Annotated in this window: 24 protein-coding genes; all 24 read left to right on the forward strand. The window is 59.4% G+C overall.

Annotated features, from left to right (window positions below; translation table 11 throughout):
• The first annotated feature begins 1 nt into the window (after position 1).
• The 24 genes from rbfA to FE782_RS09835 all read left to right on the forward strand — a co-directional run bounded on the left by rbfA (position 2) and on the right by FE782_RS09835 (position 25,262).
• Positions 2 to 358: a 30S ribosome-binding factor RbfA gene (gene rbfA, locus FE782_RS09720; protein ID WP_138193901.1), complete on the forward strand. Its 357-nt coding sequence runs from the start codon at positions 2 to 4 to the stop codon at positions 356 to 358.
• Positions 355 to 1,350, forward strand: a complete 996-nt coding sequence (locus tag FE782_RS09725) for a DHH family phosphoesterase (RefSeq protein WP_138193902.1) — start codon at positions 355 to 357, stop codon at positions 1,348 to 1,350. The genes rbfA and FE782_RS09725 overlap by 4 nt, the downstream gene beginning before the upstream one ends.
• A complete protein-coding gene (gene truB, locus FE782_RS09730; protein WP_138193903.1) occupies positions 1,347 to 2,309 on the forward strand; it encodes a tRNA pseudouridine(55) synthase TruB in 963 nt (320 codons plus the stop codon). The genes FE782_RS09725 and truB overlap by 4 nt, the downstream gene beginning before the upstream one ends.
• A gap of 36 nt (positions 2,310 to 2,345) precedes the next feature.
• Positions 2,346 to 3,311, forward strand: a complete 966-nt coding sequence (locus FE782_RS09735; protein WP_138193904.1) for a bifunctional riboflavin kinase/FAD synthetase — start codon at positions 2,346 to 2,348, stop codon at positions 3,309 to 3,311.
• 160 nt (positions 3,312 to 3,471) lie between these two features.
• Positions 3,472 to 3,741 carry a 30S ribosomal protein S15 gene (rpsO, locus tag FE782_RS09740; protein ID WP_138193905.1) on the forward strand — a complete coding sequence of 90 codons (270 nt, stop codon included), beginning with the start codon at positions 3,472 to 3,474 and terminating at the stop codon, positions 3,739 to 3,741.
• A gap of 204 nt (positions 3,742 to 3,945) precedes the next feature.
• Complete coding sequence (pnp, locus tag FE782_RS09745; protein ID WP_138193906.1) at positions 3,946 to 6,084, forward strand: polyribonucleotide nucleotidyltransferase; 2,139 nt, start codon at positions 3,946 to 3,948, stop codon at positions 6,082 to 6,084.
• Positions 6,085 to 6,227: 143 nt separating this feature from the next.
• Positions 6,228 to 7,265, forward strand: a complete 1,038-nt coding sequence (locus FE782_RS09750) for a polysaccharide deacetylase family protein (RefSeq protein ID WP_138193907.1) — start codon at positions 6,228 to 6,230, stop codon at positions 7,263 to 7,265.
• A gap of 57 nt (positions 7,266 to 7,322) precedes the next feature.
• Entirely contained in the window at positions 7,323 to 8,594 is a 1,272-nt protein-coding gene (locus FE782_RS09755) for a M16 family metallopeptidase (protein WP_138193908.1), read from the forward strand.
• Positions 8,572 to 9,024 (forward strand): dUTP diphosphatase, encoded by a 453-nt coding sequence (dut, locus tag FE782_RS09760; RefSeq protein ID WP_138193909.1) that lies wholly within the window; start codon positions 8,572 to 8,574, stop codon positions 9,022 to 9,024. The genes FE782_RS09755 and dut overlap by 23 nt, the downstream gene beginning before the upstream one ends.
• Before the next feature lie 167 nt (positions 9,025 to 9,191).
• Positions 9,192 to 10,091 carry a dipicolinate synthase subunit DpsA gene (gene dpsA / locus FE782_RS09765; RefSeq protein WP_138193910.1) on the forward strand — a complete coding sequence of 300 codons (900 nt, stop codon included), beginning with the start codon at positions 9,192 to 9,194 and terminating at the stop codon, positions 10,089 to 10,091.
• A complete protein-coding gene (locus FE782_RS09770; RefSeq protein ID WP_138193911.1) occupies positions 10,088 to 10,684 on the forward strand; it encodes a dipicolinate synthase subunit B in 597 nt (198 codons plus the stop codon). The genes dpsA and FE782_RS09770 overlap by 4 nt, the downstream gene beginning before the upstream one ends.
• Before the next feature lie 55 nt (positions 10,685 to 10,739).
• Positions 10,740 to 11,954, forward strand: coding sequence for an aspartate kinase (dapG, locus tag FE782_RS09775; RefSeq protein ID WP_138193912.1), 1,215 nt, complete (start codon positions 10,740 to 10,742; stop codon positions 11,952 to 11,954).
• A gap of 93 nt (positions 11,955 to 12,047) precedes the next feature.
• Positions 12,048 to 12,938, forward strand: coding sequence for a 4-hydroxy-tetrahydrodipicolinate synthase (gene dapA, locus FE782_RS09780; RefSeq protein ID WP_138193913.1), 891 nt, complete (start codon positions 12,048 to 12,050; stop codon positions 12,936 to 12,938).
• A gap of 241 nt (positions 12,939 to 13,179) precedes the next feature.
• A complete protein-coding gene (locus FE782_RS09785) occupies positions 13,180 to 14,856 on the forward strand; it encodes a ribonuclease J (protein WP_138193914.1) in 1,677 nt (558 codons plus the stop codon).
• 193 nt (positions 14,857 to 15,049) lie between these two features.
• Positions 15,050 to 15,808 (forward strand): ClpP family protease, encoded by a 759-nt coding sequence (locus tag FE782_RS09790; protein ID WP_138194176.1) that lies wholly within the window; start codon positions 15,050 to 15,052, stop codon positions 15,806 to 15,808.
• Positions 15,805 to 16,017 (forward strand): YlzJ-like family protein, encoded by a 213-nt coding sequence (locus FE782_RS09795; protein ID WP_138193915.1) that lies wholly within the window; start codon positions 15,805 to 15,807, stop codon positions 16,015 to 16,017. Before FE782_RS09790 ends, FE782_RS09795 begins: the two co-directional genes overlap by 4 nt.
• A gap of 58 nt (positions 16,018 to 16,075) precedes the next feature.
• On the forward strand, positions 16,076 to 18,676 hold the full coding sequence (locus FE782_RS09800; RefSeq protein ID WP_138193916.1) for an FtsK/SpoIIIE family DNA translocase: 2,601 nt from the start codon (positions 16,076 to 16,078) through the stop codon (positions 18,674 to 18,676).
• Between the two features lie 90 nt (positions 18,677 to 18,766).
• Positions 18,767 to 19,546, forward strand: a complete 780-nt coding sequence (gene sleB, locus FE782_RS09805) for a spore cortex-lytic enzyme (protein WP_138193917.1) — start codon at positions 18,767 to 18,769, stop codon at positions 19,544 to 19,546.
• A 165-nt stretch (positions 19,547 to 19,711) separates the two neighbouring features.
• Positions 19,712 to 20,995, forward strand: a complete 1,284-nt coding sequence (gene yfmF / locus FE782_RS09810) for an EF-P 5-aminopentanol modification-associated protein YfmF (protein ID WP_138193918.1) — start codon at positions 19,712 to 19,714, stop codon at positions 20,993 to 20,995.
• Between the two features lie 3 nt (positions 20,996 to 20,998).
• Positions 20,999 to 22,279, forward strand: coding sequence for an EF-P 5-aminopentanol modification-associated protein YfmH (yfmH, locus tag FE782_RS09815; RefSeq protein ID WP_138193919.1), 1,281 nt, complete (start codon positions 20,999 to 21,001; stop codon positions 22,277 to 22,279).
• 11 nt (positions 22,280 to 22,290) lie between these two features.
• Positions 22,291 to 23,040: an elongation factor P 5-aminopentanone reductase gene (ymfI, locus tag FE782_RS09820; RefSeq protein ID WP_138193920.1), complete on the forward strand. Its 750-nt coding sequence runs from the start codon at positions 22,291 to 22,293 to the stop codon at positions 23,038 to 23,040.
• 102 nt (positions 23,041 to 23,142) lie between these two features.
• Positions 23,143 to 23,394 (forward strand): DUF3243 domain-containing protein, encoded by a 252-nt coding sequence (locus FE782_RS09825; RefSeq protein WP_138193921.1) that lies wholly within the window; start codon positions 23,143 to 23,145, stop codon positions 23,392 to 23,394.
• Between the two features lie 179 nt (positions 23,395 to 23,573).
• Entirely contained in the window at positions 23,574 to 24,338 is a 765-nt protein-coding gene (locus FE782_RS09830; RefSeq protein WP_138193922.1) for a DUF3388 domain-containing protein, read from the forward strand.
• A gap of 18 nt (positions 24,339 to 24,356) precedes the next feature.
• Positions 24,357 to 25,262 carry a helix-turn-helix domain-containing protein gene (locus FE782_RS09835; RefSeq protein ID WP_238392409.1) on the forward strand — a complete coding sequence of 302 codons (906 nt, stop codon included), beginning with the start codon at positions 24,357 to 24,359 and terminating at the stop codon, positions 25,260 to 25,262.
• The last annotated feature ends 12 nt before the right edge of the window (positions 25,263 to 25,274 follow it).

Consider the following 25,274-nt stretch of genomic DNA (forward strand, 5'->3'; position numbering starts at 1 on the left):
CATGGCCAAGGTGCGTGTCGGACGGGTGGGCGAGCAGCTCAAGAAAGAGCTTAGCCATATCATCCAATTCGAATGGAAGGATCCGGGCATCGGCTTCGTGACGGTGACCGGCGTGGACGTAACGAACGACCTGTCGCAAGCCAAGGTGTTCATCAGCGTGTTGGGCAACGAGGAACAGAAGGAGACGACGCTCAAGTCGCTGTCCCGCGGCAAGGGCTTCCTTCGCACCGAGCTCGGCAAGCGGATGCGCCTTCGCCACGTCCCGGACCTCCTGTTTCACTTCGACAGTTCGATCGAATACGGCAGCAAGATCGAGAAGCTGCTGGGTACGATCAACCAAGAGGCGGATCGTCCATGAGCGTAACGATTCATGAGGACGGCTATCGCGAGGCGCTCCGCCAGGCGGCGGCGTTCCTCCGGGAGGGAGACGACTTCCTCGTCGTCTCTCACCTGTCGCCGGACGGCGACGCGATCAGCTCGACGGGCGCCATCGGTTTCATTTTGAGGGCGCTAGGCAAAACCTATACGTTAATCAACGAAGACAGAACGCCGGATAAGTACGCGGGACTGCTGGGCGGGCAGCCGATCATCGACTACGGTCGATCGGCGCCTTCCCGGCGGTTCGAACGCGTCATCGCCGTCGACTGCGCGGATTTCGCGCGGATCGGCGCGGTACATACCCTTTTCGCGGAATCCAGACTTCTTCTGAATATCGATCATCATCCGACGAACGACGGCTTCGGCACGCATAACGTGGTCAAGCCTTCGGCCGCGGCGACGGTCGAGATCATCTACGAGCTGGCGGAGACGCTCGGCATCGAATGGACGAAGCCGCTGGCGACATGCATCTATGCCGGGCTGCTGACGGACACGGGCGGCTTCCGGTATTCCAATACGACGCCCGACGTGATGGCGGTGGCCGAGCGGATGCTTCGGCACGGGGCGGAAGGCGCCGTTCTCGCCGAGCAGCTGCTCGAGACGATGACGTACGCGCAGATGCTTCTGCTGAAGGAGGCGCTGTCGACGCTGTCGTTTTCGGAGGATCGCAAGATCGGGTGGCTGTCGGTGACGCGCGAGACGCTCGACGCCGTCGGGGCCGCGGACGAAGATACCGAAGGGCTCGTGAACCTGCCGCGGAACGTGGCGGGCGTCGAGGTCGGCTTGCTGTTCAAGGAGAAGGCTCCCGGTCATGTGAAGGTGAGCCTTCGTTCCGCGGGCAGAGTGGACGTCTCGAGTCTCGCGAAGACGCTAGGCGGCGGAGGCCATGTGCGCGCGGCGGGGTGCACGATCAACGGTACGCTGGACGAAGCGGTCCGGCGTGTGGTGGAAGCGGTGAAGGAACGGTTATGACGGAATGGGAAGGCGTATTTCCGCTATGGAAGGACGCCGGCATGACATCGCACGATTGCGTGTCGAAGGCGAGAAAGCTGTTTCGCATGAAGCGCATCGGTCATACGGGCACGCTGGATCCTGAGGTGTCCGGCGTGCTTCCGCTTTGTTTGGGGCGGGCGACGCGCATCGTCGAGTATTTGCAGGAGCTTCCGAAGACGTACGAAGCCGAGATGACGATCGGGTACGCGACCGATACCGAGGACGCGACCGGCACGGTCGTGGAGCGCGTCGAAGCGGTCGACCTGACGGAAGCGGACATTCGCGCCGCGACGGGACGATTCGTCGGCGACATCGAACAGACGCCGCCCATGTATTCCGCCGTGAAGGTGGAGGGCAAGCGGCTGTACGAGCTTGCCCGGGCCGGCGTCGAGGTCGAGCGGAAGTCTCGGGTCGTTACGATTCATGTGATCGATGTCACGGAGATTCGGCGCGACGGACCGTATTATAAGGTAGCGATGACCGTCGTCTGCTCGAAGGGGACGTATATTCGCACGCTGTGCGCCGACCTGGGGCGTTCCCTCGGATATCCCGCCGTCATGTCGGCGCTCGTGCGAACCGGCTCGGGGCCGATTCGCCGTGAGCAATGCCTCACGCTGGCGGAGGCGGCGCGGCTCGCGGAGGAAGATCGCCTCGGGGAAGCGCTTCTTCCGATTGGAGAGGCGCTGTCGTTCCTGCCGAGGGGCGACGTGTCGGATGCCGCGGTCGTACCTGCGCTGCAAGGCCGGAAGCTGTACGCGAAAGCAGTACGATTGGCGTCGACCGCGGGCGAGCCTTCGCCCGAGCAGGCGGCAACGCGGGCGTCCGAACGAGCCGACGACCATGCAGTCTATCGGTTATACGGCGGCGACCGCTTGATCGGATTGTATCGCAAAGACGCGGACGATGACCTGTTCGTCCCGTTGAAGCTGTTTACTTAATTTCTAGGATGTTCGGCGAGTGGGGGAGTGGCGGTCATGAATATCGTAAATCTCGAATATCCGGTGCCCGCGCGCGTATTGGAGAGCGTGCCGGCCGAAGGTCAGTCGATGGCGATCGGCGATTTCGACGGCGTGCATCTCGGCCATCGCGAAGTGATCGGCCGGGCGGTGAGCGCGGCGCGGAGACGCGGGCTCGCGGCCTCCGTCATGACGTTCCACCCGCATCCGCGGGAGGTGCTCGGGGCGAAGGCGTATTCGACCTCGATCACGCCGCTGGACCGGAAGCTGGAGCGGTTTCGCGAGCTTGGTCTGGATACGGTATACGTGGTCTCCTTCACGCCGACGTTGGCGGCGCTCTCCCCGGAAGCGTTCGTGGATGAAGTGCTTGTGCCGCTGCGCGTCAAATCGGTCACCGTCGGCTTTAACTTCACGTTCGGCCACCGGGGGCTCGGTACGTCCGCGCTGCTCAAGCAGCTCGGCGAAGGCCGATTCGACGCGGAGATCGTTCAGCCGTTTCGGATAGAGGACGAGCGGGTAAGTTCGACGCTCATTCGCGAGGCGCTCGCGCTCGGCGACGTCGAGCGGGTACAAAACCTGCTGGGGCGGCCGTTCGACGTCTCCGGCGACGTCGTGACCGGCGACGGCCGCGGGCGCACGATCGGCGTGCCGACCGCGAACCTGTCGATCGACGCTCGATCGGTGAAACCGGCGAACGGCGTATACGCGGTGAACGCGACGATCGAGACGGGGCCGTCGGCGGGACAGACGTATGCCGGAGTCATGAACGTCGGCATGAAGCCGACGTTCCACAGCGCGCTGCCGGTGGCGACATGGGAAGTGCATCTATTCGACTTCGACGGAGATCTGTACGGGCATCGTTTGACGGTCTCATTCGTCTCGCGCATTCGGGACGAGCGGAAATTCGATTCCGTGACGGCGCTCATCGAGCAGATCGGACGCGATATGCAAGAGGCGAAACGGAGAATCGGCGCCCAAGCATAAAATCGTTGAAACTAGGCTATTATGTATGATATACTACGAGACGTTGTTCGAATCGCGAGTGTTACGACCCGCGCGGGCGACGAACGAACCGTTGCTTGGCGATCCGACTCACCGACGGACGGCTAGGCAATCGGGGATTATACGAAGGAGGTGACGAAGGATGGCATTGACTCAAGAACGCAAGACGCAACTGATCGAGGAGCACAAGGTCCATAACACGGATACGGGTTCCCCGGAGGTGCAAGTCGCTATCCTTACCGAAAACATCAACAACTTGACGCAACATCTTCGGGAGCACAAGAAGGACCACCACTCCCGCCGCGGTTTGCTCAAGATGGTAGGCCAGCGCCGCAAGCTGCTCGCATACCTGAAGAACAAAGATGTTAAACGGTACAGCGCTTTGATCGAAAAGCTCGGTCTGAGACGCTAAGGGTAGGCCCCGACCGAACGCAACGCAAGCACAACCGAAAGCAACCGTCTCTCGTTCTCGGATCGGCCTTCCGGTCCGAAACTCGCGAGAGTTCGGTTGCTTTTCTTTTGCCGCGAGCGGGTTCGGATGAAATGATTTGGCTGAAGAAGGAAATAATACATACGATGCAGAATGTATGATAGATCGAAACGAAGGAGGCAGTGTATGGAATCCGGTAACGTAAAGCAAGTAAAGATGGACTTGGCCGGCCGGCCATTGACGTTGGAGACGGGCCGCCTCGCGAAGCAGGCGAACGGCGCGGTATTCGTCCGCTACGGCGAGACGGTCGTGCTCTCCACGGTCACGGCTTCGACCGAGCCGAAGGACCTCGATTTCTTCCCGCTCACCGTGAACTACGAAGAGCGGCTCTATTCGGTCGGGAAGATCCCGGGCGGCTTCATTAAGCGCGAAGGACGCCCGAGCGAGAAAGCGATTCTCGCCAGCCGTCTGACAGACCGTCCGATTCGACCGTTGTTCCCGGAAGGCTTCCGGAACGACGTACAGATCGTATCGCTCGTCATGAGCGTGGACCAAGATTGCTCGCCGGAAATCGCGGCGATGATCGGCACCTCCGCGGCGCTGGCCATCTCCGACGTGCCGTTCGACGGTCCGATCGGCGGCGTTATCGTCGGTCGAGTAGACGGGCAATTCATCATTAACCCGACGGTCGAGCAAGAAGACAAATCCGACATCTATCTCGTCGTAGCCGGCACGAAGGACGCCATCATGATGGTCGAAGCCGAAGCGAACGAAGTGCCGGAAGAGGACATGCTCGAGGCGATCATGTTCGGCCACGAAGAAATCAAGAAGATCGTCGCGTTGCAAGAAGAGTTCGTAGGCCTCGCGGGCCGCGAGAAGATGGAAGTGAAGCTGCATCAGGTCGACGCGGAAGTGAACGCGGCCGTTCGCGCCTATGCATCGGAGCGTCTGATCGCAGCGGTCAAGATTCAAGAGAAACACGAGCGCAGCGACGCGATTTCCGCGATCAACGAAGAGACGACGGCGCACTTCGCGGACGTATACGCCGGCGACGCGGCGAAGCTGAAGGACGTTAAGGAAGTGCTGTACGACATCGTGAAAGAGGAAGTACGCCGCCTCATCACCGTCGACAAGGTGCGTCCGGACGGCCGGAAGATCGACGAAATCCGCCCGATCGACTGTGACGTCGCCATTTTGCCGAGAACGCACGGTTCCGGATTGTTCACGCGCGGCCAGACGCAAGCGCTCAGCGTCTGTACGTTAGGCGCCCTCGGCGACGAGCAAATTCTCGACGGCCTCGACCTCGAGGATCGCAAGCGGTTCATGCACCACTACAACTTCCCGCCGTTCTCCGTCGGGGAAGCGAGACCGCTTCGTCCGCCGGGACGCCGCGAGATCGGTCACGGGGCGCTCGGCGAGCGCGCATTGTCGAAGGTCATCCCGTCCGAAGAGAAGTTCCCGTACACGATCCGTCTCGTCTCCGAGTGCTTGGAGTCCAACGGCTCGACGTCCCAGGCGAGCATCTGCGCGAGCACGATGGCGCTCATGGACGCAGGCGTGCCGATCAAGGCGCCGGTCGCGGGCATCGCGATGGGGCTTATCAAGAACGACGAACACTACACCGTATTGACGGACATCCAAGGGATGGAAGATCATCTCGGCGATATGGACTTCAAGGTCGCGGGCACGGCGGAAGGCGTAACGGCGATTCAGATGGACATCAAGATCGACGGCATCAACCGGAGCATCCTGAGCGAAGCGTTGGCGCAAGCGAAGGAAGGCCGCATGTTCATTCTGAACAAGATGCTGGCCGCCATCTCGGAGCCGCGGAAGCAGCTGTCTCCGTACGCGCCGAAGATTACGGTCATGCAGATCAACCCGGACAAGATTCGCGACGTCATCGGCGCGGGCGGCAAGGTGATCAACAAGATCATCGAGGAAACCGGCGTCAAAATCGACATCGAACAGGACGGCCGCGTCTTCATCGCATCGCCGAACGCGGAGGCGAACGACAAAGCCAAGGCGATCATCGAAGGCATCGTGAAAGAAGTCGTCGTCGGAGAAATTTATCTCGGCAAGGTGAAGCGCGTAGAAAAGTTCGGCGCGTTCGTCGAAATTTTGCCTGGCAAAGAAGGTCTCGTGCACATCTCCCAGCTGTCGACCGAGCGCGTCGCGAAGACGGAAGACGTCGTGGCGATCGGAGATTCGATTACCGTCAAGGTGACCGAAATCGATCAGCAGGGACGCGTCAACCTGTCCCGCAAGGCGGTATTGGTCGCGGAAGGCGGAGCGGCTTCGGACGGCAAGACGACGGTCGGGCAATAATCGGCGGTCGATCCAATCGAATAGGCAAGAAACGGAAAGAGTCAGAATCACGTTCTGTCTCTTTTTTTATTGCATACATTTATGCATGAAGAGTTTGTCCGCGAGCCGAACGCCGCGTTCGCGGAGGAAGGGGAAGAGTCCGAATGAACGGGATGTGGAAAAAGGGGTTCGTCGTCGTCGCGTTTTTCGCCTTCGCGTTCGTCGCGGTCAGCCGGTCCGGGACGATCGCGCATCAGGTAGCCGGCCTGCAGCCGAATCCGGCGGCGATCGTGGGCGAGTCGGCCGGAGAAACGGTTTTCGACGTCGATCCGGCGAAGCTCGACCCGGAACGCCGGGCATTGTACGACCGCGTGGCCGCGGCCGCCGAGAAGCTCCGTACGGAGCCGATCGACGCCAAGGAGGATCCGGTGTGGAAAGCGATTCCGGCGCTCAACGGCCGCGAGGTGGACGTCGACGCGACGTTCGAAGCCGCCGTAAAGAACGGAGGCAAGGAGCCGATCCCGTTCGTATTTCGGGAGATTCCAGCGAAGGTGACGTTGGACGATCTGGGGCCGCTCCCGATTTATAAAGGCAATCCGCGCAAGCCGATGGTGTCGCTCATGATCAACGTCGCATGGAAGGAAGAAAATTTGCCCGGCATGCTGAAGACGCTGCGGGACGAGAACGTGAAGGCGACGTTCTTCTTCCTCGGGTCGTGGCTGAAGACGCATCCGGAAGAGGCGAAGCGTATCGCCGCGGAAGGGCATGAGCTGGCGAACCACGCATATTGGCACAAGACGCCGCTCAGTCAGTTGTCCGACGAGGCGGTGCGGAAGGAAATCTTGGATACGCAGAAGCTGCTGAAGGAGACGCTGGGCGTCGAAGGGACGTTGTTCGCGCCGCCGTCCGGCGACTTCGACGCGGATACGGTCAAGGTCGCGCACGATCTCGGGCTTCGAACGATTTTATGGTCGCTGGACACGATCGACTGGAAAGAGCCCGGGGCGGATACGATCGTACGTAAGGTCGCCGCGCGTCTCGAACCGGGGTCCCTGATTCTCATGCACCCTACGGAAAGCGCGAGCGGCGCGCTGCGCGGAATGATCCAGGAAGCGAAGCGGCAAGGCTACGCCCTCGGCACCGTCTCCGAGACGATCTCGCCGTCGCCGGCCTTGGCGGTTGAGACGCCGACGGGTTTCTGATAATATCAATCTTCAGGAACAGTTGTCATACGGTAGGCGGAAGCGAGGGGAGAACAGGTGGAAAGAAGGCAGTTAAGTAACGGAATCCGAGTCGTGTTGGAAAATATGCCGACAAGCCGCTCGGTCTCCTTCGGCATTTGGGTCAAGACGGGTTCGCGCAACGAGAAGGAAGCCAACAACGGGATCTCGCATTTCATCGAACACATGCTGTTCAAAGGAACGGAACGGTTCAGCGCCAAGGATATCGCGGACGTCTTCGACGGGATCGGCGGCAACGTCAACGCGTTCACTTCCAAAGAATATACATGCTATTACGCGAAGGTGTTGGATGAGCACGTCCCGATCGCCGTCGACGTGCTCGCGGACATGTTCTTTCGTTCGAAGCTGGCCGGGGACGATCTGGCGAAGGAGAAGAACGTCATCATCGAGGAAATCTCGATGTACGAGGATACGCCGGACGACATCGTCCACGATATGATCGCGAAGGCTTCATACGGCGATCACCCGCTCGGCATGCCGATCCTCGGCACGGAACCGAACCTGACCGCGATGTCGTCGGACGACCTGCGCCGCTTCATCGAGACGCATTACGGCAGCGACGCGATCGTCATTAGCGCCGCGGGCAATATCGGCGAATCGATGATGGAGTTGTTCGAACGTCACTTCGGCGGAGCCGCGCAGCCGAACCGGCCGAGCGCGACGGAGCCTTCCGTCGCGCCGGCGTTCTCCGGAGGACATCAGCATCTGCGGAAGAAAACCGAACAAAACCATATTTGCATCGCGATGCCCGGCCTCTCGCAGGACGACCCGCTGCTGTACGGGATGATCCTCCTGAACAACGCGATCGGCGGGGGGATGAGTTCGCGCTTGTTCCAGGAAGTTCGAGAGAAGCGCGGATTGGCGTATTCGATCTACTCGTATCACACGTCGCATACGGACAGCGGATTGTTCACGATCTATGCGGGAACGACGCCGAAGCAGACGGCGGAGGTGCTCGACCTGATCCAAGGCGTCATCGCGGACGTGCGGGACAACGGCATCTTGCCGGAGGAGCTTCGCAAGGGCAAGGAGCAGATGAAGGGGAGCCTCATCATCGGTCTCGAGAGCACGAGCAGCCGCATGACGCGCAACGGCAAGAACGAGTTGATGCAAGGCCGGCAATTCACGCTCGACGATCTGATCGAGCGGATCGAATCGGTGACGATGGACGACGTGCGGGCGCTCGCTTCCCGCATGTTCGGCGGTCCGTGCGCGACCGCGATGGTCGGCGGATCGGACAAAGCGTTGTTGAAATGGAGAGATCGGTATGCTGCAGCCGTTCAGGGTTGAGATCAAACGAATGCCGGGAGCGGAGGACGTGCCGCTGCCGCTGAAGATGTCCGCGGGAGCGAGCGGGTACGACGTACACGCCGCCGTGACGGAGCCGCTCGAAATTCCGCCCGGAGAACGGCGCCTCGTGCCGACCGGCTTCGCGCTCGCGATGCCCGACGGCTTAGAGGCGCAGATCCGGCCGCGAAGCGGACTCGCTTATAAACACGGTATCACGACGCTGAACACGCCGGGAACGATCGACGCGGATTACCGCGGCGAGGTGAAGGTGCTGCTCGTCAACTTGGGACAAGAGCCGTTCGTCGTCCGCCGCGGAGAGCGGATCGCGCAGATGGTGTTCCAGACCGTGCCGGACATCGATTTGTCCGAGGTGCGGGAGCTGGACGAGACGAAGCGCGGCGCCGGCGGATTCGGCCATACAGGCGTTTAATCGAATAACACGCATTCTTCGTGAAGCCGATCGGCCCTTGGGGCCGGTCGGCTTTTTCCATAGATGGGGGAACGTTCGGGAAGAACCGCGTCGCCTTGTAACCAAATCTGGGCGGATGTCATAGGATATGACTATATTTCATGGCAACCGAAAGGAGCGTGTTCGCAATGCTGACCGGAACGCAGGTTGCTTTCATCGGCGGCGACGCTCGTCAGCTGGAGGTCATCCAGCGGCTGACTGAGCTAGATGCGTCGGTGACGTTGATCGGCTTCGATAATCTGAAGCAGGCGTTCAACGGCGCGACGCATGCGGAGCTCACCGAAGACGCGTTCGCCGACTTGGACGCCGTCCTGCTGCCGGTGGTCGGGACGGACGACGAAGGGAAAGTCGAGGGCGTGTTCACCTCGAAGGAGCTGCGACTCACCGACGCCTGCTTCGCGCGGCTTCCGAAGCACGCCAAGGTGTACGCCGGGATCGCGAAGCCGTACTTACGCAATCTTTGTCAGAAGCATGGCATCGCCTTGATCGAGCTGCTCGAGCGCGACGACGTGGCGATATACAATTCAATTCCGACGGCGGAGGGCGCGCTTCTGCTGGCGATCCAGAACACGGATATTACGATCCATGGTTCGACCACGCTCGTCATCGGCTTCGGCCGAACCGGCATGACGATGGCTCGAACGCTGCTAGGGCTCGGGGCGAAGGTGCTGGTCGGCGTTCGGAAGGAAGATCATTACGCCAGAGCGTACGAAATGGGCTTTCAACCGTTCCATACGTCACGGCTGCAGCAGTACGTCGGAGACGCGGATATCGTCTTTAATACGGTTCCGACGCCGATCCTTACCGCCCGAGTGATCGCGGCGATGCCGCCGAGGGCGGTCATCATCGATCTCGCGTCGAAGCCGGGAGGGACCGACTTTCGGTTCGCCGAACGCCGCGGCGTCAAAGCGCTGTTGGCGCCGGGGCTGCCGGGCATCGTCGCTCCGAAGACGGCGGGCCGCATCATCGCGACGGTCGTCAGTCAACTGATAATGGAAGATACCGCGAAACGGGGGAAGGAAGCATGAATTGGAACGGAATTTCGGTCGGGTACGCGCTGACGGGTTCGCATTGCACGCTGGAAGAAGTCATGCCGCAAATCAAGAGATTCGTAGACGCCGGAGCGAACGTCGTGCCGATCATCTCGCATTCCGTCGCTATGACGGATACGCGATTCGGCAAGGCCGCGGACTGGCAGAAGCAGTTGAAAGACCTTACCGGAAATGATATTATTGCCTCAATTGTGGACGCCGAACCGCTCGGTCCGTCCAAGCTTCTGGACGTGATGGCGATCGCGCCGTGCACCGGCAACACGACTAGCAAGCTAGCGAATGCGATGACCGAGAGCCCGGTCTTGATGGCCGCTAAGGCGCAAATGCGCAACGGACGGCCGCTCGTGCTGGCGATTTCGACGAACGACGGCTTGGGACTGAACAGCGCGAACATCGCGAAGCTGTTGATTACGAAAAACATCTATTTCGTTCCCTTCGGCCAAGACAATCCGCAGGCGAAGCCGAATTCGCTCGTCGCCCGCATGGATTTGATCATGGAGACGTGCGAAGCCGCGCTGCAAGGGAAACAGCTGCAGCCGATGCTGATCGAAAGATTTTTGTATTCTTAATCTTATGAACGATTCATGTCATTAATTATTCGAGGCGATTCCCGGAGGTAGTACTATGCGCATCTTGGTTCAGAAGTTCGGAGGAACGTCCCTATCTACCCCAGAAGCCAGAGAACATGCCATCAAACATATTCGTCGGGCGCTCGAAGAGCAATACGCGCTGGTCGTCGTCGTGTCGGCTATGGGCCGGCGCGGCGAGCCGTACGCCACCGACACGCTGCTCGGCTTAATCGACGCGAACGGGGGCTCGCTCGCTAGCAGGGAGCGAGATTTGCTGATGGCTTGCGGCGAGACGATCTCGGCCGCGACGCTGTGCGCCATGCTTCAGTCTCGCGGACTCGATGCGATCGCGCTGACGGGCGCGCAGGCGGGCATCGAGACGACGAGCGAATTCGGCAACGCTCGCATTACCGACATTCGGACGGAGCGGCTGCTCGCCATCCTGAAGGAGGGCAAGATCGCGATCGTCACCGGTTTTCAGGGGGCGGCGCCGAACGGCGACGTCACCACGCTCGGCAGGGGAGGCAGCGATACGTCCGCGACGGCGCTCGGCGCCGCGCTCAAGGCCGAGTACGTCGATATATTCACCGATGTCGAGGGCGTGCTGACGGCGGATCCGCGCATCGTGGGCGACGCGAAGCCGCTCGATCAAGTCAGCTATATGGAAATATGCAATATGGCCAACAACGGAGCCAAGGTCATTCATCCAAGAGCCGTCGAGGTCGCGATGGAGGCCGACATTCCGGTGCGCATTCGATCGACGTTCTCCGACGGGCTCGGGACGCTCGTCGCCGGGCAATCGGTGCTGCGCGGCAAGGGTCATGTCCAAGACCGTCTGATCACCGGCATCGCGCATTCCGTGAACGTCTCCCAAATTCAGGTGCACGCCGCGGAAGGCCAATACGACTTGCAGCTTCGCGTCTTTAAGACGATGGCCGAGAACGGCATCAGCGTAGATTTGATTAACGTCAACCCGTCCGGCGTCGCGTACACCGTATACGACACGGAGACCGAACGGGCGATCGGCTTGTTGAAGCGGCTCGGGTACGAGCCGCAAGCGGTCAAAGATTGCACGAAAGTGTCCGTCATCGGCGGCGGGATGAACGGCGTTCCCGGCGTCATGGCGATGATTATAGAGGCATTGACGGAGGAAGAGGTCGGCATTCTGCAGTCCGCCGACTCAAACACGACCATCTGGGTGCTCGTCCGTTCCGCGGATACGGTGAAGGCGGTCAACGCGCTGCATCGCAAGTTTCAATTGCACGCGTAATTTTCGAATTGACATCATTCGATATCCTTCGTATGATAGGGAACAATTGAAAACGCAGCGCGGCCGGACGAGTGGCGGCGAGGAGGAACGAGAGTGGATTTCGGAAGATTGTTAACTGCCATGGTAACGCCGTTCGACGGCGACTTGAAGATCGATTGGAACCAGACGGCGAAGTTGATCGATTATTTGATCGACGAGCAAGCGTCTACCGGACTCGTCATCGCCGGAACGACGGGGGAGTCCCCGACGCTAACCGACGAGGAGAAGCTGGAGCTGTTTCGGTTCGCCGTCCGTCAAGCGAACGGGCGGGCGAAGATTATCGCGGGCACCGGCTCCAACGATACGGCGCATTCCATTCACCTGTCCCAAGAAGCGGAGAAGCTCGGCGTAGACGCGATTATGCTCGTATCGCCTTATTACAGCCGTACCTCCCAAGACGGGTTATTGGCGCACTTCCGCGCGGTGGCGTCGTCCGTCAGCTTGCCGATTATGATTTACAACATTCCGTCCCGCACGGGCGTCAATATCGAAGCCAAGACGATGCTGGCGTTGGCGGACATTCCGAACATCGTCGCCGTCAAGGAATCGAGCGGCGACCTGGATCAGATGTCGGCCATTCTCGCCGGAGCCCCGGACAGATTCAAGCTCTATAGCGGCGACGACAGCCTGACGCTGCCGGCGCTTTCGATCGGCGCGTACGGCATCGTCAGCGTGACGAGTCACCTAGTCGGCAAATTGATGAGCGAGATGATCGATGCGCACGTGTCCGGCCAGCCGGACCGCGCGTCGAAGCTGCATCTTCGGCTGTCGCCGATGTTCAAGGGCATGTTCTTCTGCCCGCATCGCGTGCCGAACCCGGTGCCGGTCAAATATGCGATGAAGCATAGAGGAATCGACTGCGGCGGCGTTCGTCTTCCGCTCATCGGCGTAACGCCGGAAGAGGCGAATTACATCGACGTTTTGGTCGCTTCATACGAGGGGTAATCGACGATGCCCGCTTGCGTTATTTCCCTGCATGGGAGAGGACGCGGCGGGCATCGTTTCGTTAGCGCTGGACATTCTATGGATACCGGCGGCGGGACGCAGGCGACTTGTGTTTCGCGTTTTTGATCATGTATAATGAACGTTAAGTGACTTGGTGCGGATTTCCTGTTTCCTTACATTTTGCTCGGCATGGTTTGTATTCATATAGATCGTCGCCAATCCATTTGAGGAGGTTACCTTTTTGTCTAAGAAGAGTTCTGAGAAAGTCACCATTTTCGCCCTTGGCGGCGTAGGCGAAATTGGTAAAAATATGTACGTAGTTCAATATGCCAACGATATCGTCGTCATCGACGCCGGTCTGAAGTTTCCGGAAGAAGATATGCTCGGCATCGACGTCGTCATCCCGGATATATCGTATTTGACCGAGAACCGGGACAAGGTGCGCGGGATTCTCGTAACGCACGGACACGAGGATCATATCGGAGGCTTGCCTTACATTTTGAAGCATCTGAACGTTCCGGTGTACGGTACGAAGCTGACGCTCGGCTTGATCGAAGCCAAGCTGAAGGAAGCGAATTTGCTCGGCGAGACGAAGCGCATTCTTATTCATCCCGATACCGAGCTGAATCTCGGCTCCATTACGGCATCGTTCTTCCGGACGAACCATAGCATTCCGGATTCGGTCGGCGTCGCGCTCGACACGCCGGAAGGCCTGATCGTCCATACGGGAGACTTCAAGTTCGACTTTACCCCGGTCAATCAGCAGTACGCCGATTTGCATCGGATGGCCGAACTCGGGAGCAAGGGCGTCTTATGTTTGCTGTCGGAGAGCACGAACGCGGAACGGTCCGGCTTCACGCCTTCGGAGAAGTCCGTCGGACAAGAGCTCGTCGAAGTGTTCCGGCGCGCGAAGCAGCGCGTCGTCGTCGCGACGTTCGCCTCGAACATTCACCGCGTGCAGCAGGTATTCGAAGCGGCGATGCTCACGAACCGGAAGGTGACCGTGATCGGCCGCAGCATGGTGAACGTCGTGACGATCGCCAATGAGCTCGGGTATTTGGACATTCCGGAAGGCATGTTGATCGAACCGGAGGAGGTCAACAGCCTACCGGCCGACGAGGTCGTCATCTTGTCTACGGGCAGTCAAGGCGAACCGATGTCCGCGCTGACGCGCATGGCGCGGTCCACGCATAAGAAGTTGGACATTCTTCCCGGAGATACGGTCATCATCGCGGCTACTCCGATTCCCGGCAACGAACGGTACGTCGGGCGCACGGTGGACGAGCTGTTCCGTCTCGGCGCGAACGTCATTTACGGTCCCGGCACGATCACGGGGGTTCACGTATCCGGACACGGCAGCCAAGAAGAGCTGAAGCTGATGCTTAACATGATGAAGCCCAAATATTTCATTCCGATTCACGGCGAGTACCGGATGCTGAAGCAGCATACGAATTTAGCGGTATCCGTCGGCGTCGAACGGGAGAATACGTTCATCCTCGACATCGGAGATACGGTGGAGATCCAGAACGGCATCGCGCGCAGAGGCAGCAAGATTCCGGCCGGCAACGTGCTGATCGACGGACTCGGCGTCGGCGACGTAGGGAACATCGTCTTGCGCGATCGGAAGCTTCTTTCGCAGGACGGCATTCTCGTCGTCGTCGTGACGCTCAGCAAGCAGGAAGGGAAGATTATTTCCGGACCGGACATCATCTCCCGCGGCTTCGTGTACGTCCGCGAATCCGAAGGCCTGTTAGAGGAAGCGAACAAGATCGTGTCCAACACGCTGGCTCGCTTGATGGGCGAGAACGTGAACGAATGGGCTTCGTTGAAGACGCAAGTCAGGGATGCACTCGGACGATTCTTATATGAACAAACCAGAAGAAGACCGATGATTTTGCCGATCATCATGGAAGTGTAACGTTTTCCCCGTTGCTGAAGTCACCGGGACGGACGCCTTCCCGCCTTTAACGAACTGTAACCTGGGTACAGTTCGCTTAGACGGGAGGGCGTCCGTTTTATTGTATAGATTCCTGCTTCCACCTTCATACTAAAACGGATTGCTTCCGTATTTCGAATGGAGGGCTTACGCCATGGAACGGTACGACATCGACATGAAGACGACCAAATCGGAGCAGCCGGATCCGTACGGAGAACGAAAGAGCACCGTTGTTGAAAACATAACCGCCTTGGGCAACCCGAACCCGCCGACGAGCGAGCAGTCGAACCTGTATTGCATGACGATCATCGGTCAGGTCGAAGGCCATGTCGTGCTTCCGCCGCAAAACAAAACGACCAAGTACGAACATCTGATTCCGCAGCTCGTCGCCGCAGAGCAAAACACGAAGATCGAAGGCATTCTCATCATCTTGAACACGGTCGGAGGCGACGTCGAAGCCGGTCTCGCCATCGCGGAGATGATCGCGTCGCTTTCGAAGCCGACCGTCGCCATCGTGCTCGGGGGAGGCCATTCGATCGGCGTGCCGATCGCCGTCAGCGCCGACTATTCGTTCATCGCCCCTACGGCGACGATGACGATTCACCCGATCCGTCTCACCGGGCTCGTGATCAGCGTGCCGCAAACGTTCGAGTATTTGGACAAGATGCAGGAACGAGTGCTTCGCTTCATTCAGTCGCACTCGACCGTCTCCGAAGAGAAACTGAAGGAACTGATGTTCAAGACGGGCGAACTGACGCGGGACATCGGGACGACGGTCATCGGACAGGAAGCCGTCAACTACGGACTCATCAACGCCGTAGGCGGTCTAGGGGACGCGATCCGTGAATTGAACCGACGCATCGAGGAGCAGCGGGCGGCGAAGCTGAAGCCCGAAGGAAACGAAGGGGCGCCGGCGGGGAGGTTGGAGCATTGATCCAGTACACTCCTGTCCCGTTGGAGCAGGTGTTCCAGGGCATCGAGGACTTGAGATGCCCGGAAGAGGTCGTCGTGGGCGACATGACGCTGCAGGTCGAGATGCTCGCGCATGGCGAAGCCAAGGTCGTTCGGCTCATCTCGCCGCGCGCCGAAGACTACATGAATCCGGCGTATATGCCGGGCACGGTGTTCCGTCTGACACGCTGAACATACGTTCGAAACCTCGGGAGAACTATGCTATAATGTTCTCCTGGGGGTGTTTTTGTTGGGGAAATCTAGTAGAAAAAAGCGCAAAAAGCCATTATCCTCCAACCTGAAATACGAATTATACGGCATCTTGCTGTTGTTGTTTTCCGTCATTACGCTGGCGAGGGAAGGGTCGGTCGGCAAGTCGATCGCGTTCCTGTTCCGAGTGCTTGTCGGCAATCTCGAACCCGTCTTGTCGATCGTGCTGATCTACATCGCGGTATACCACTTCATGATTCGCAGACAATGGCCGTCCGGTTGGTCCGTCAAGGCTTCGGGCATCGCGCTCTTTCTGCTCGGATGGATGGTCAGTTTACATAACGGTTTATTCGGAACGTTGATGCCTGAAGGCGGATACACGGGCGGTTGGATCGTCTCGCAGACGTGGGAAGTGCTGAAGAGCCATATGACCGGAGGCGGATTGGAATTTACGGCCGACGCCGGCGGCGGCATGATCGGCGGGCTCGCCTTCGCGGCGATTTACGTCCTGTTCGGCACGGTCGGCGCGATGCTGATTCAATTCGCGTTATACGCGATCGGCATTCTTTTGTTCACCGGATGGTCGTACGTGCAGATCATCGGCGCGGTGCGCCGCTTCGTCGCCAGGCTGCTCGGCAAGCTGGGCCGATCGACGAAGGAGACGTTCCAGCTGCTGAACGATCGCGGCTCGGCGTCGCGCGGAGCCGCCGTCACGAAGCGGAAGGCGAAGCCCGCCAAGCCGGACGTCGCGCTCGACGACGAGTTCGACGAGGAGCATTGGAAGCCGGACAAGCCCCAGAAGAAGACTTGGTTCCATAAGCTGTCGGGGTTCGGCGACAAGCCGGCGGAGGACGCCGCGGCCCGAGACGACGCCGAGGAGGAAGGCGTGCAGCCGCCGATCGAGGAGGTCGTCTACCGCGCGCCTGAGGTCGTCAGCGAATCGACGCGCGCGGCGCCATCGGCTCCCGAGCCGGTATCGGAGCCGGAGGAACGGCACGAGCCGGTCTTCGTCGACTTCTTGGACCAGGTTCGCGAGTCGGTGCAGCGTGCGGCCGGCTACGAACCGGAGCCCGATCCGGAGCCGGCGCTCGTCCCGGCGGCGCCGACCGTCGCGCTCGCGGCGGGACAAGCGCCCGGGGACGACGCGGGGGCGGATCTGACGGACGATGCGCTCGCGGACGCGCTTACTCCGGCGGCGGCAGCGCCGCCGCCGAAGCCGTACGTGCTGCCGCCGTTCCATCTGCTCTCGCGTCCCGGAGGCGGCAAGGGCGGAGAGTCGGCCGACACGCTCGCCCGCGAGAACGCACGCAAGCTGGAGACGACGCTCGAAAGCTTTGGGGTGCGCGCGAAGGTGCTGCAAGTCGTGCGAGGTCCGGCGGTGACCCGGTACGAAATTCAACCGGACGTCGGGGTGAAGGTCAGCCGCATCGTAAGCTTGACCGACGATATCGCGCTGGCGCTCGCGGCGAAGGACATTCGGATGGAGGCGCCGATCCCGGGCAAATCCGCGATCGGCATCGAGGTGCCGAATACGGAAGTATCGATCGTCTCTCTCCGCGAAGTGATGGAGACGTCCGCGTTCCATGAATCGGACGCTCGTCTCACGATCGCGTTGGGTCGCGACATTTCCGGCCAGCCGATCGTCGCCAACCTCGCCAAGATGCCGCACTTGCTCGTCGCCGGCGCGACCGGATCGGGCAAGTCCGTCTGCATTAACGGCATCATCACAAGCGTGCTGTATAAGGCGAAGCCGGACGAAGTGAAGTTCTTAATGATCGACCCGAAGATGGTCGAATTGAACGTGTACAACGGCATTCCGCATCTGCTGGCGCCGGTCGTGACCGATCCGCGCCGGGCGTCGCTCGCGCTGAAGAAGATCGTCGTCGAGATGGAGAAGCGCTACGAGGCGTTCTCGAAGTCGTCGACGCGGAATATCGAAGGCTACAACGCCCAGCTGATCGAGAAGGGCGAGACGCCGCTGCCGTACATCGTCGTCATCGTCGACGAGCTCGCGGACCTGATGATGGTCGCCGCCGGCGACGTCGAAGACGCGATTACGCGACTCGCGCAGATGGCGCGCGCGGCCGGCATTCACCTGATCATCGCGACGCAGCGTCCGTCCGTCGACGTCATTACCGGCGTCATCAAGGCGAACATTCCGTCGCGGATCGCGTTCGGCGTGTCGTCGCAGGTCGACTCCCGCACGATTCTGGATATGGCGGGGGCGGAGAAGCTGCTCGGACGCGGCGACATGCTGTTCGTGCCGGTCGGCGCTTCGAAGGCGGTGCGGGTCCAGGGCGCGTTCCTGTCGGATAACGAGGTCGAGGCGGTCGTCACGTTCTGCCGCGACCAAGAGAAGGCGCAATACCGGGAAGAGCTCGTCCCGGAAATTCAGGAGAGCGGCGAAGAGGACGACGATCAGCTGGACGAGCTGTTCGATCAGGCGGTCGTTATCGTGCTCGAAGCGAAGCAGGCGTCCGTCTCGCTGTTGCAGCGCCGCATGCGGATCGGATATACCCGCGCGGCCCGTCTTATCGATCAGATGGAGGCGAAGGGCGTCGTCGGGCCTTACGAGGGAAGCAAGCCGCGCGAGGTGCTTCTGTCGTACGAGCAATATCAAGGCGGTCGATTGAGCTCCTGATCTCGATAGGACGCATAGAACAAATTCACCTTCCTCATACTACATAAGGAAACAGGCTGCAACTTATGTAGAGAAAGGTTGAATCCACGCATGCGAACTAGACTGCTCTTGGTTACGCTCTGTCTCGTCGTCGGGCTGGCCTTCGCTTTCCAAGCGAAGCAGCGAACCGCCGACCATAGTGCGGAGGAAGCGTTCAGCAAGACGACCTTAAAATACGGCGCCGTCGGGCAGGATGTTCGGGAACTGCAAGGCAGGCTCAAGTTCCTAGGGTATTATAACGGTGCGATCGACGGCGACTTCGGCTATTCGACGCTCAAGTCCGTCAAGAACTTCCAGTGGAAGTTCGGCATGAAGGCGGACGGAATCGTCGGCGATTCGACGAAGCTAAAGCTGTACAACGCTACGAAAAATTGGAGGCCCGGGGCCGACACGGGCGGCGGAGCGACCGCGTCGAAGCCGAAAGCGGAAAGCGCCGGCGCCGCGAAGCAGATTCAACAGTCGTCGCACCGGGGCTTCTCGAGCAACGACCTGAAGATGATGGCGAACGCGGTGTACGGCGAAGCTCGCGGCGAGCCTTACGAAGGGCAAGTCGCCGTAGCGGCCGTCATCTTGAACCGGGTGGACAGCGCGAGCTTTCCGAACACCCCGTCGGGCGTCATTTTCCAACCGGGCGCATTCACCGCGGTCGCCGACGGCCAAATTTGGCTGACGCCGAACGAAAGCGCGATGAAGGCCGTTCAAGACGCGTTGAACGGATGGGACCCGTCCGACGGGTGCTTGTACTACTTCAACCCGGTGACGGCCACGTCCAAGTGGATCTGGACAAGACCGCAATACAAACAGATCGGAAAACATATTTTCTGCCGGTAAGACATACACTTCCGGAAGAGAACAACGGGAAAGAAGTAACCGTCGGGTTGCTTCTTTTCCGTTTCAAAGCGAAGGTACGGGCTTCGAAGCGCCCTTGATTGTACTTCGATGAAGGTTTTTCTTATAATAACGGAAGACATCCGAAATGGAAGGAGTTTCCGCCACATGGGAACGACACGCTTTGAACGGGATGCCGTCGGCGGCATCCGCCTGCACGTGCTCTCCACCGATCGCTTCAAGACGACGGCCGTCTCCGTCTTCGTCGGCACGCTCCTGCAAGAATCGACCGTCACGTCGGTAGCGCTGGCTCCGTTCGTCCTGCGTCGCGGCAACGCAAGTTATCCGGAGACGAAGGCGTTCCGAGAAGCGCTGGACGATCTATACGGCGCAGGCTTCGGCTTCGATATTTACAAGCGTGGCGATTACCAGATCGTCAACTTCCGTATGGACGTCATCCGGAACGAATTCGCTGCCGGAGGCGCGCCGCTGCTGCAGCAGGCGATCGGCTTTCTCGGCGAGACGCTGACGCAGCCGGCCCTCGAGGACGGCCGCTTCCTAGCCTCCTACGTGGAAGCGGAGAAGCATACGGTGCAGAAGAAGCTGGAGGCGATCGTCAACGACAAGGGACGGTACGCCGCGGAGCGCTGCATCGAGGAGATGTGCAAGGACGAGCCTTACCGACTGCATCCGCTCGGCCAGAAGGAAGATCTCGCGGGCATTACCCCCGAATCGTTATACGACTCGTACCAAAGCTGGCTCGCCGGGGCGCCGATCGACGTATACGTCGTCGGAAACACGACGATCGACGAGGTGAAGCGTCTCGTACAAGATGCGTTCGCGGTTCGCGGCAACGACGCGCCGACGTCGTATACGTCGTCCCGTCGAACGAAGCGCGTAACGGACGTCAACACCGTCATCGAACGGATGGAGGTCGGGCAGGGCAAGCTGAATATGGGTATCCGCACGCCGGCCGCTTACGCGGAGCCGAGCTATGCGACGGCATTGTTATATAACGGCATCTTGGGCAGCTTCCCGCATTCCAAGCTGTTCCTGAACGTACGGGAGAAGGAGAGCTTGGCGTACTACGCTTCGTCCCGACTGGACGGTCACAAGGGCATCATCACGATTTCGTCCGGCATCGAAATCGATAAGTACGAGCGGGCGGTCGAGATTATTAAGAAGCAGCTCGAGGCGATGCGCGCGGGCGACATTTCGGAGCTCGAGATGAACCAAACGAAGGCGATGATCTCGAACCATCTGCGCGAGATGAACGACAGCGCCTACGAGATGATCGGCTTCGATTTCAACACCGTACTGTCCGGGAAGGAACGGACGGCCGAGTCGCTGCTCGGCGAGATCGAGCGCGTCAGCGTCCCGGACATCGCCGCGTTCGCCCAAGACGTACAGCTCGACACCGTCTACTTCTTGCGCGACCGGAAGGAGGACTAAGCCGTGAACAAACACGAATACCCGAAAGTCCAAGAAACCATCTACTCCGAGACGCTGGACAACGGTTTGACCGTCTATGTGCTGCCGAAGGAAGGTTTTTCGAAGACGTTCGCCACCTTTTCCACGAAATACGGCTCCGTCGACAACCATTTCGCGGTCGGCGACGAACCGCCGGTCCGGGTGCCGGACGGCATCGCGCATTTTCTGGAGCACAAGATGTTCGAGGAGCCGGAAGGCGACGTCTTCGCGACGTTCGCGTCCAACGGCGCTTCCGCGAATGCGTACACGAGCTTCGACAGAACGGTGTATTTGTTCTCGGCGACGGATCGCATCCGGGAGAACGTCACCACGCTGCTAAACTTCGTGCAAAACCCGTATTTCACGGACGAAAACGTCTTTAAGGAAAAAGGGATCATCGGCCAAGAAATCAAGATGTACGCCGATCAACCCGACTGGCGCGTCTACTTCGGCTTGATCGAAGCGATGTACGAACGCCACCCGGTTCATATCGATATCGCCGGCACGGTCGAGTCGATTCACGAAATCAGCAAGGAAACGTTGTATCAATGCTACCGAACGTTCTACCACCCGTCGAACATGACGGTGTTCATCGTCGGCGGCGTCGACCCGCAGGAGATGATCGACCTCGTGAAAGAAAATCAGGCGGGGAAAAGTTTCGAGCCGCAAGGCGAAATTCATCGCATCTTCGACGAAGAGCCGGCCGGCGTGCGGATGAAGGAGAAGTTCGTCAAGCTGCCGGTGTCGATCCCGAAATGCCTGTTCGGCGTAAAGGAGACGAAGGTCGGATTCTACGGCGCCGAGCTGCTCCGCCGCGAGCTTGCGACGAAGCTGCTGTTCGACATGCTGTTTAGCCCGAGCTCGAGACTGTACCAATCGCTCTACGATGAGAAGCTGATCACCGACAGCTTCGGCGCCGAATACAACGCCAGCGAACAATACGCGTTCTCCGTCATCGGCGGAGATACGAGAGATCCCGAGGCGCTCGTCGCTCGCGTGCGGGAAGAGGTCGAAGCGTGGAAGACGTCGGGCATCCCCGAGGAGCTGTTCGAGCGGACGCGCCGGAAGAAGATCGGCGGCTTCTATCGGATGTTGAATTCGCCGGAAGCGATCGCCGGGGAATTCACGAAGCATCGGTTTAGAGGCACGAACGTGTTCGATGTGTTAGAATTGTATGAGCAAATCACATTGGACGAAGTGGAAGCGCGATTGCAGGAGCATTTCGATTGGGAGCAGCTTTCCGTCTGTATCGTCAAAAGCGAGTGAACTTACACCGAATGAACAAATCTCTTCGAGAAACGACCGTCCTCGTGACGGGCGGCAGCCGCGGCATCGGAGCCGCGATCGCCGAACGGTTCGCCTCCGTCGGGATGAAGGTGGCGATCCACTATTTGGAGCAGCACGAGTCGGCCAACGAGACGGCTCGGCGCTGCCTGCGCCACGGCGCCGAGGTGCTGACGGCCACGGCCGATCTGCGGAGCAGGGAGCAGATCGAGCGCATGCAAGAGAAGCTTGAGAAGCACGGCATGATTCCGGACATCGTCGTCAACAACGCGGGCATCTCCCATTACGGGATGCTCGCGGACGCGACGGAAGCGGACTGGGATAACGTCATGGACATTAACCTGAAGGGCATGTTTCTGTGCACGCAGGCGTTCATGCCGCATATGGTGTCGCAGAAGTACGGCCGGATCATTAACGTTTCGTCCGTATGGGGCATCGCCGGCGCATCCTGCGAAGTATTGTATTCCACCGCGAAGGGCGGCATGAATGCGTTCACGAAGGCGCTTGCGAAGGAGCTTGCGCCGTCGGGCATTACCGTCAACGCCGTCGCCCCGGGGCCGGTAGACACCGAGATGATGAGCGGCTTCGAGGCGGGGGAGAAGGAACGGATCGCGGAGGATATTCCCGCGGGCCGATTCGCGCTGCCCGAGGAGATCGCCTCGCTCGTGTATTTCCTGGCGCTGCCCGAATCCGGGTACATTAACGGACAGATCATATCGCCGAACGGCGGATGGCTGACCTGAAGGACCGACCGAGAGGCTCCCGTGCATAACGAACCCTCTTTCCGCGAATATTAGAGATGGTCACCATCCATCACATATTTCGAAAAGGGAGGACGTAGAAGCATGTCGACGACATCGGTATTGAGCACGTATGATAAATGGAAGCAGTTCCTAGGGGATCGCGTGAAGAACGCTCGCGCCGCAGGCATGAACGATTCCACGATCCAGAAGCTCGCGACGGACATCGGCGACTTCCTTGCGAACAAAGTCGATCCGAAGAACGACGAAGAGCGCGTGTTGAAGGAGCTTTGGGCGGTCAGCGACGAAAACGAAAAGAAAGTCATGGCCGGCATTATGATGAAGCTTGTCGACTAACGAGCCATAGTTCTTGCGAGCCCCGTCCGAAGGGCGCGCGATCGGCAAACCGGTCGCGCGCGTCTTCGCAAGGGGCTTTTCTTCGCTTTTTTTTGACGGAGGGAAGGAATGGCCTGAAATTTGTAGAATATAATCGAAATACGCGGTTTTTCTTGCATTTAGGGATGGAGTGACGATCTGTGGAACAGAAACAATGGTATATGGAATATAAAATACATAAGAACCGTCCGGGCTTGCTCGGCGATATCGCTTCCCTCATGGGCATGATGGCCATCAACATCATTACGATCAACGGCGTCGAAGACATGACGCGCGGCATGCTGCTGCAGACGGACGACGACGAGAAAATCGAGATCATGGGTAAGATGTTGAAAAAAGTGGATAATATAACCGTAACGGCGCTTCGCGCGCCGAAGCTGGTCGATATCTTGGCGGTGCGTCACGGGCGCTACATCGAACGCGATTCCGACGACCGCAAGACGTTCCGCTTCACGCGCGACGAGCTCGGACTGCTCGTCGACTTCCTCGGCGAGGTGTTCAAGCGCGAAGGCAATCAAGTGATCGGGCTTCGCGGCATGCCGCGCGTCGGCAAGACCGAGTCGATCATCGCCGGAAGCGTGTGCGCGAACAAGCGCTGGACGTTCGTCTCCTCGACGCTGCTGCGCCAGACGGTGCGAAGCCAGTTGTCCGAGGACGAATTCAATCCGAATAACGTGTTCATTATCGACGGCATCGTCAGCACGATCCGCTCGAACGAGAAGCATTACACGCTGCTTCAAGAAATTATGGAGATGCCGTCGACGAAGGTCGTCGAGCATCCGGACATTTTCGTGAAAGAGTCGGGTTTCGATATGAATCGCTTCGATTATATTATCGAGCTGCGCAATACGCCGGACGAAGAAATTTCGTACGAGTCGTTCACGAACAATTACGAGGGATTCTAATTTCAGGAGGTGACAGGAGTGTCTGACCTCGGGCAACTGCTTCGTAAAGCGCGCACGGAGAAAAATATCAGTTTGGACCAGCTCCAGGAGACGACCAAAATCCGCAAACGGTATTTGGAAGCGATCGAGGAAGGAAATTACAAGATTTTACCCGGAACGTTTTATGTTCGCGCATTCATCAAACAATATTCCGAAGCGGTCGGACTCGATCCGGACGAGGTGTTTCGACTGTATGCGCACATCATTCCGTCCGCGGATCCCGAGCCGTCGAACGAGCCGATTCGCATGGCGCGGCGAAGCGCGGTCAATCCGCCGGAGCGGGTGGGCAAGTGGGCGTCGGCGCTCCTGATGATCGCATTCCCGATTCTCATTATCGGCGTGATTTATTACTACCTCAATATGAATATGGAGTCGCGCGATAACGTGCTTCCGAACGAGCCGATCACGGACAGCTCCGCCGCCGAGCAGGGGGCGACGCTTGGCGGCGAGGACGGGTCGGACGAACCGGCGGATACGCCCGCAGAGCCCGACACGGTCCAGACGCCGCTGCCCCCGCCGCCAGAGCCGGAGCCGGACGTTACGTTCGTCGACAAGTTCACCTACAGCAAAAATACGGTGGAACGCTTCGAAGTGCGCAACGCGGACAAAATCAAGCTCGAGATCAAGATCGTCGGGCCGGAAGCTTGGATCGGCATTACGCATGCGGACGCGAAGTCGAAATATTTGCATCAAGGCGGCCTGAAGAACGGGGATACGTATTCCGAAGAATACGATCATAACGTGTACCTCAACGTCGGTCGGGCGAATGCGGTGGAGCTGACCGTCAACGGCGTCGTCGTCGAGATGGGGACCGAGCCGAATCCGCGGAAGTTCCAATTCGAACTCGTCCAGACGCCTGCGGATACCGGAACGACGGGTAATTGAATAATCGAAGGT

Origin of the sequence: Paenibacillus antri, from assembly GCF_005765165.1 — a bacterium.
GTDB classification, from domain to species: Bacteria; Bacillota; Bacilli; order Paenibacillales; family YIM-B00363; genus Paenibacillus_AE; species Paenibacillus_AE antri.

Coding starts and splice junctions, on each gene's coding strand:
- rbfA (WP_138193901.1), top strand. CDS start 2: ATGGCCAAGGTGCGTGTCGGACGGGTGGGCGAGCAGCTCAAGAAAGAG.
- FE782_RS09725 (WP_138193902.1), top strand. CDS start 355: ATGAGCGTAACGATTCATGAGGACGGCTATCGCGAGGCGCTCCGCCAG.
- truB (WP_138193903.1), top strand. CDS start 1,347: ATGACGGAATGGGAAGGCGTATTTCCGCTATGGAAGGACGCCGGCATG.
- FE782_RS09735 (WP_138193904.1), top strand. CDS start 2,346: ATGAATATCGTAAATCTCGAATATCCGGTGCCCGCGCGCGTATTGGAG.
- rpsO (WP_138193905.1), top strand. CDS start 3,472: ATGGCATTGACTCAAGAACGCAAGACGCAACTGATCGAGGAGCACAAG.
- pnp (WP_138193906.1), top strand. CDS start 3,946: ATGGAATCCGGTAACGTAAAGCAAGTAAAGATGGACTTGGCCGGCCGG.
- FE782_RS09750 (WP_138193907.1), top strand. CDS start 6,228: ATGAACGGGATGTGGAAAAAGGGGTTCGTCGTCGTCGCGTTTTTCGCC.
- dut (WP_138193909.1), top strand. CDS start 8,572: ATGCTGCAGCCGTTCAGGGTTGAGATCAAACGAATGCCGGGAGCGGAG.
- dpsA (WP_138193910.1), top strand. CDS start 9,192: ATGCTGACCGGAACGCAGGTTGCTTTCATCGGCGGCGACGCTCGTCAG.
- FE782_RS09770 (WP_138193911.1), top strand. CDS start 10,088: ATGAATTGGAACGGAATTTCGGTCGGGTACGCGCTGACGGGTTCGCAT.
- dapG (WP_138193912.1), top strand. CDS start 10,740: ATGCGCATCTTGGTTCAGAAGTTCGGAGGAACGTCCCTATCTACCCCA.
- FE782_RS09790 (WP_138194176.1), top strand. CDS start 15,050: ATGAAGACGACCAAATCGGAGCAGCCGGATCCGTACGGAGAACGAAAG.
- sleB (WP_138193917.1), top strand. CDS start 18,767: ATGCGAACTAGACTGCTCTTGGTTACGCTCTGTCTCGTCGTCGGGCTG.
- yfmF (WP_138193918.1), top strand. CDS start 19,712: ATGGGAACGACACGCTTTGAACGGGATGCCGTCGGCGGCATCCGCCTG.
- ymfI (WP_138193920.1), top strand. CDS start 22,291: ATGAACAAATCTCTTCGAGAAACGACCGTCCTCGTGACGGGCGGCAGC.
- FE782_RS09825 (WP_138193921.1), top strand. CDS start 23,143: ATGTCGACGACATCGGTATTGAGCACGTATGATAAATGGAAGCAGTTC.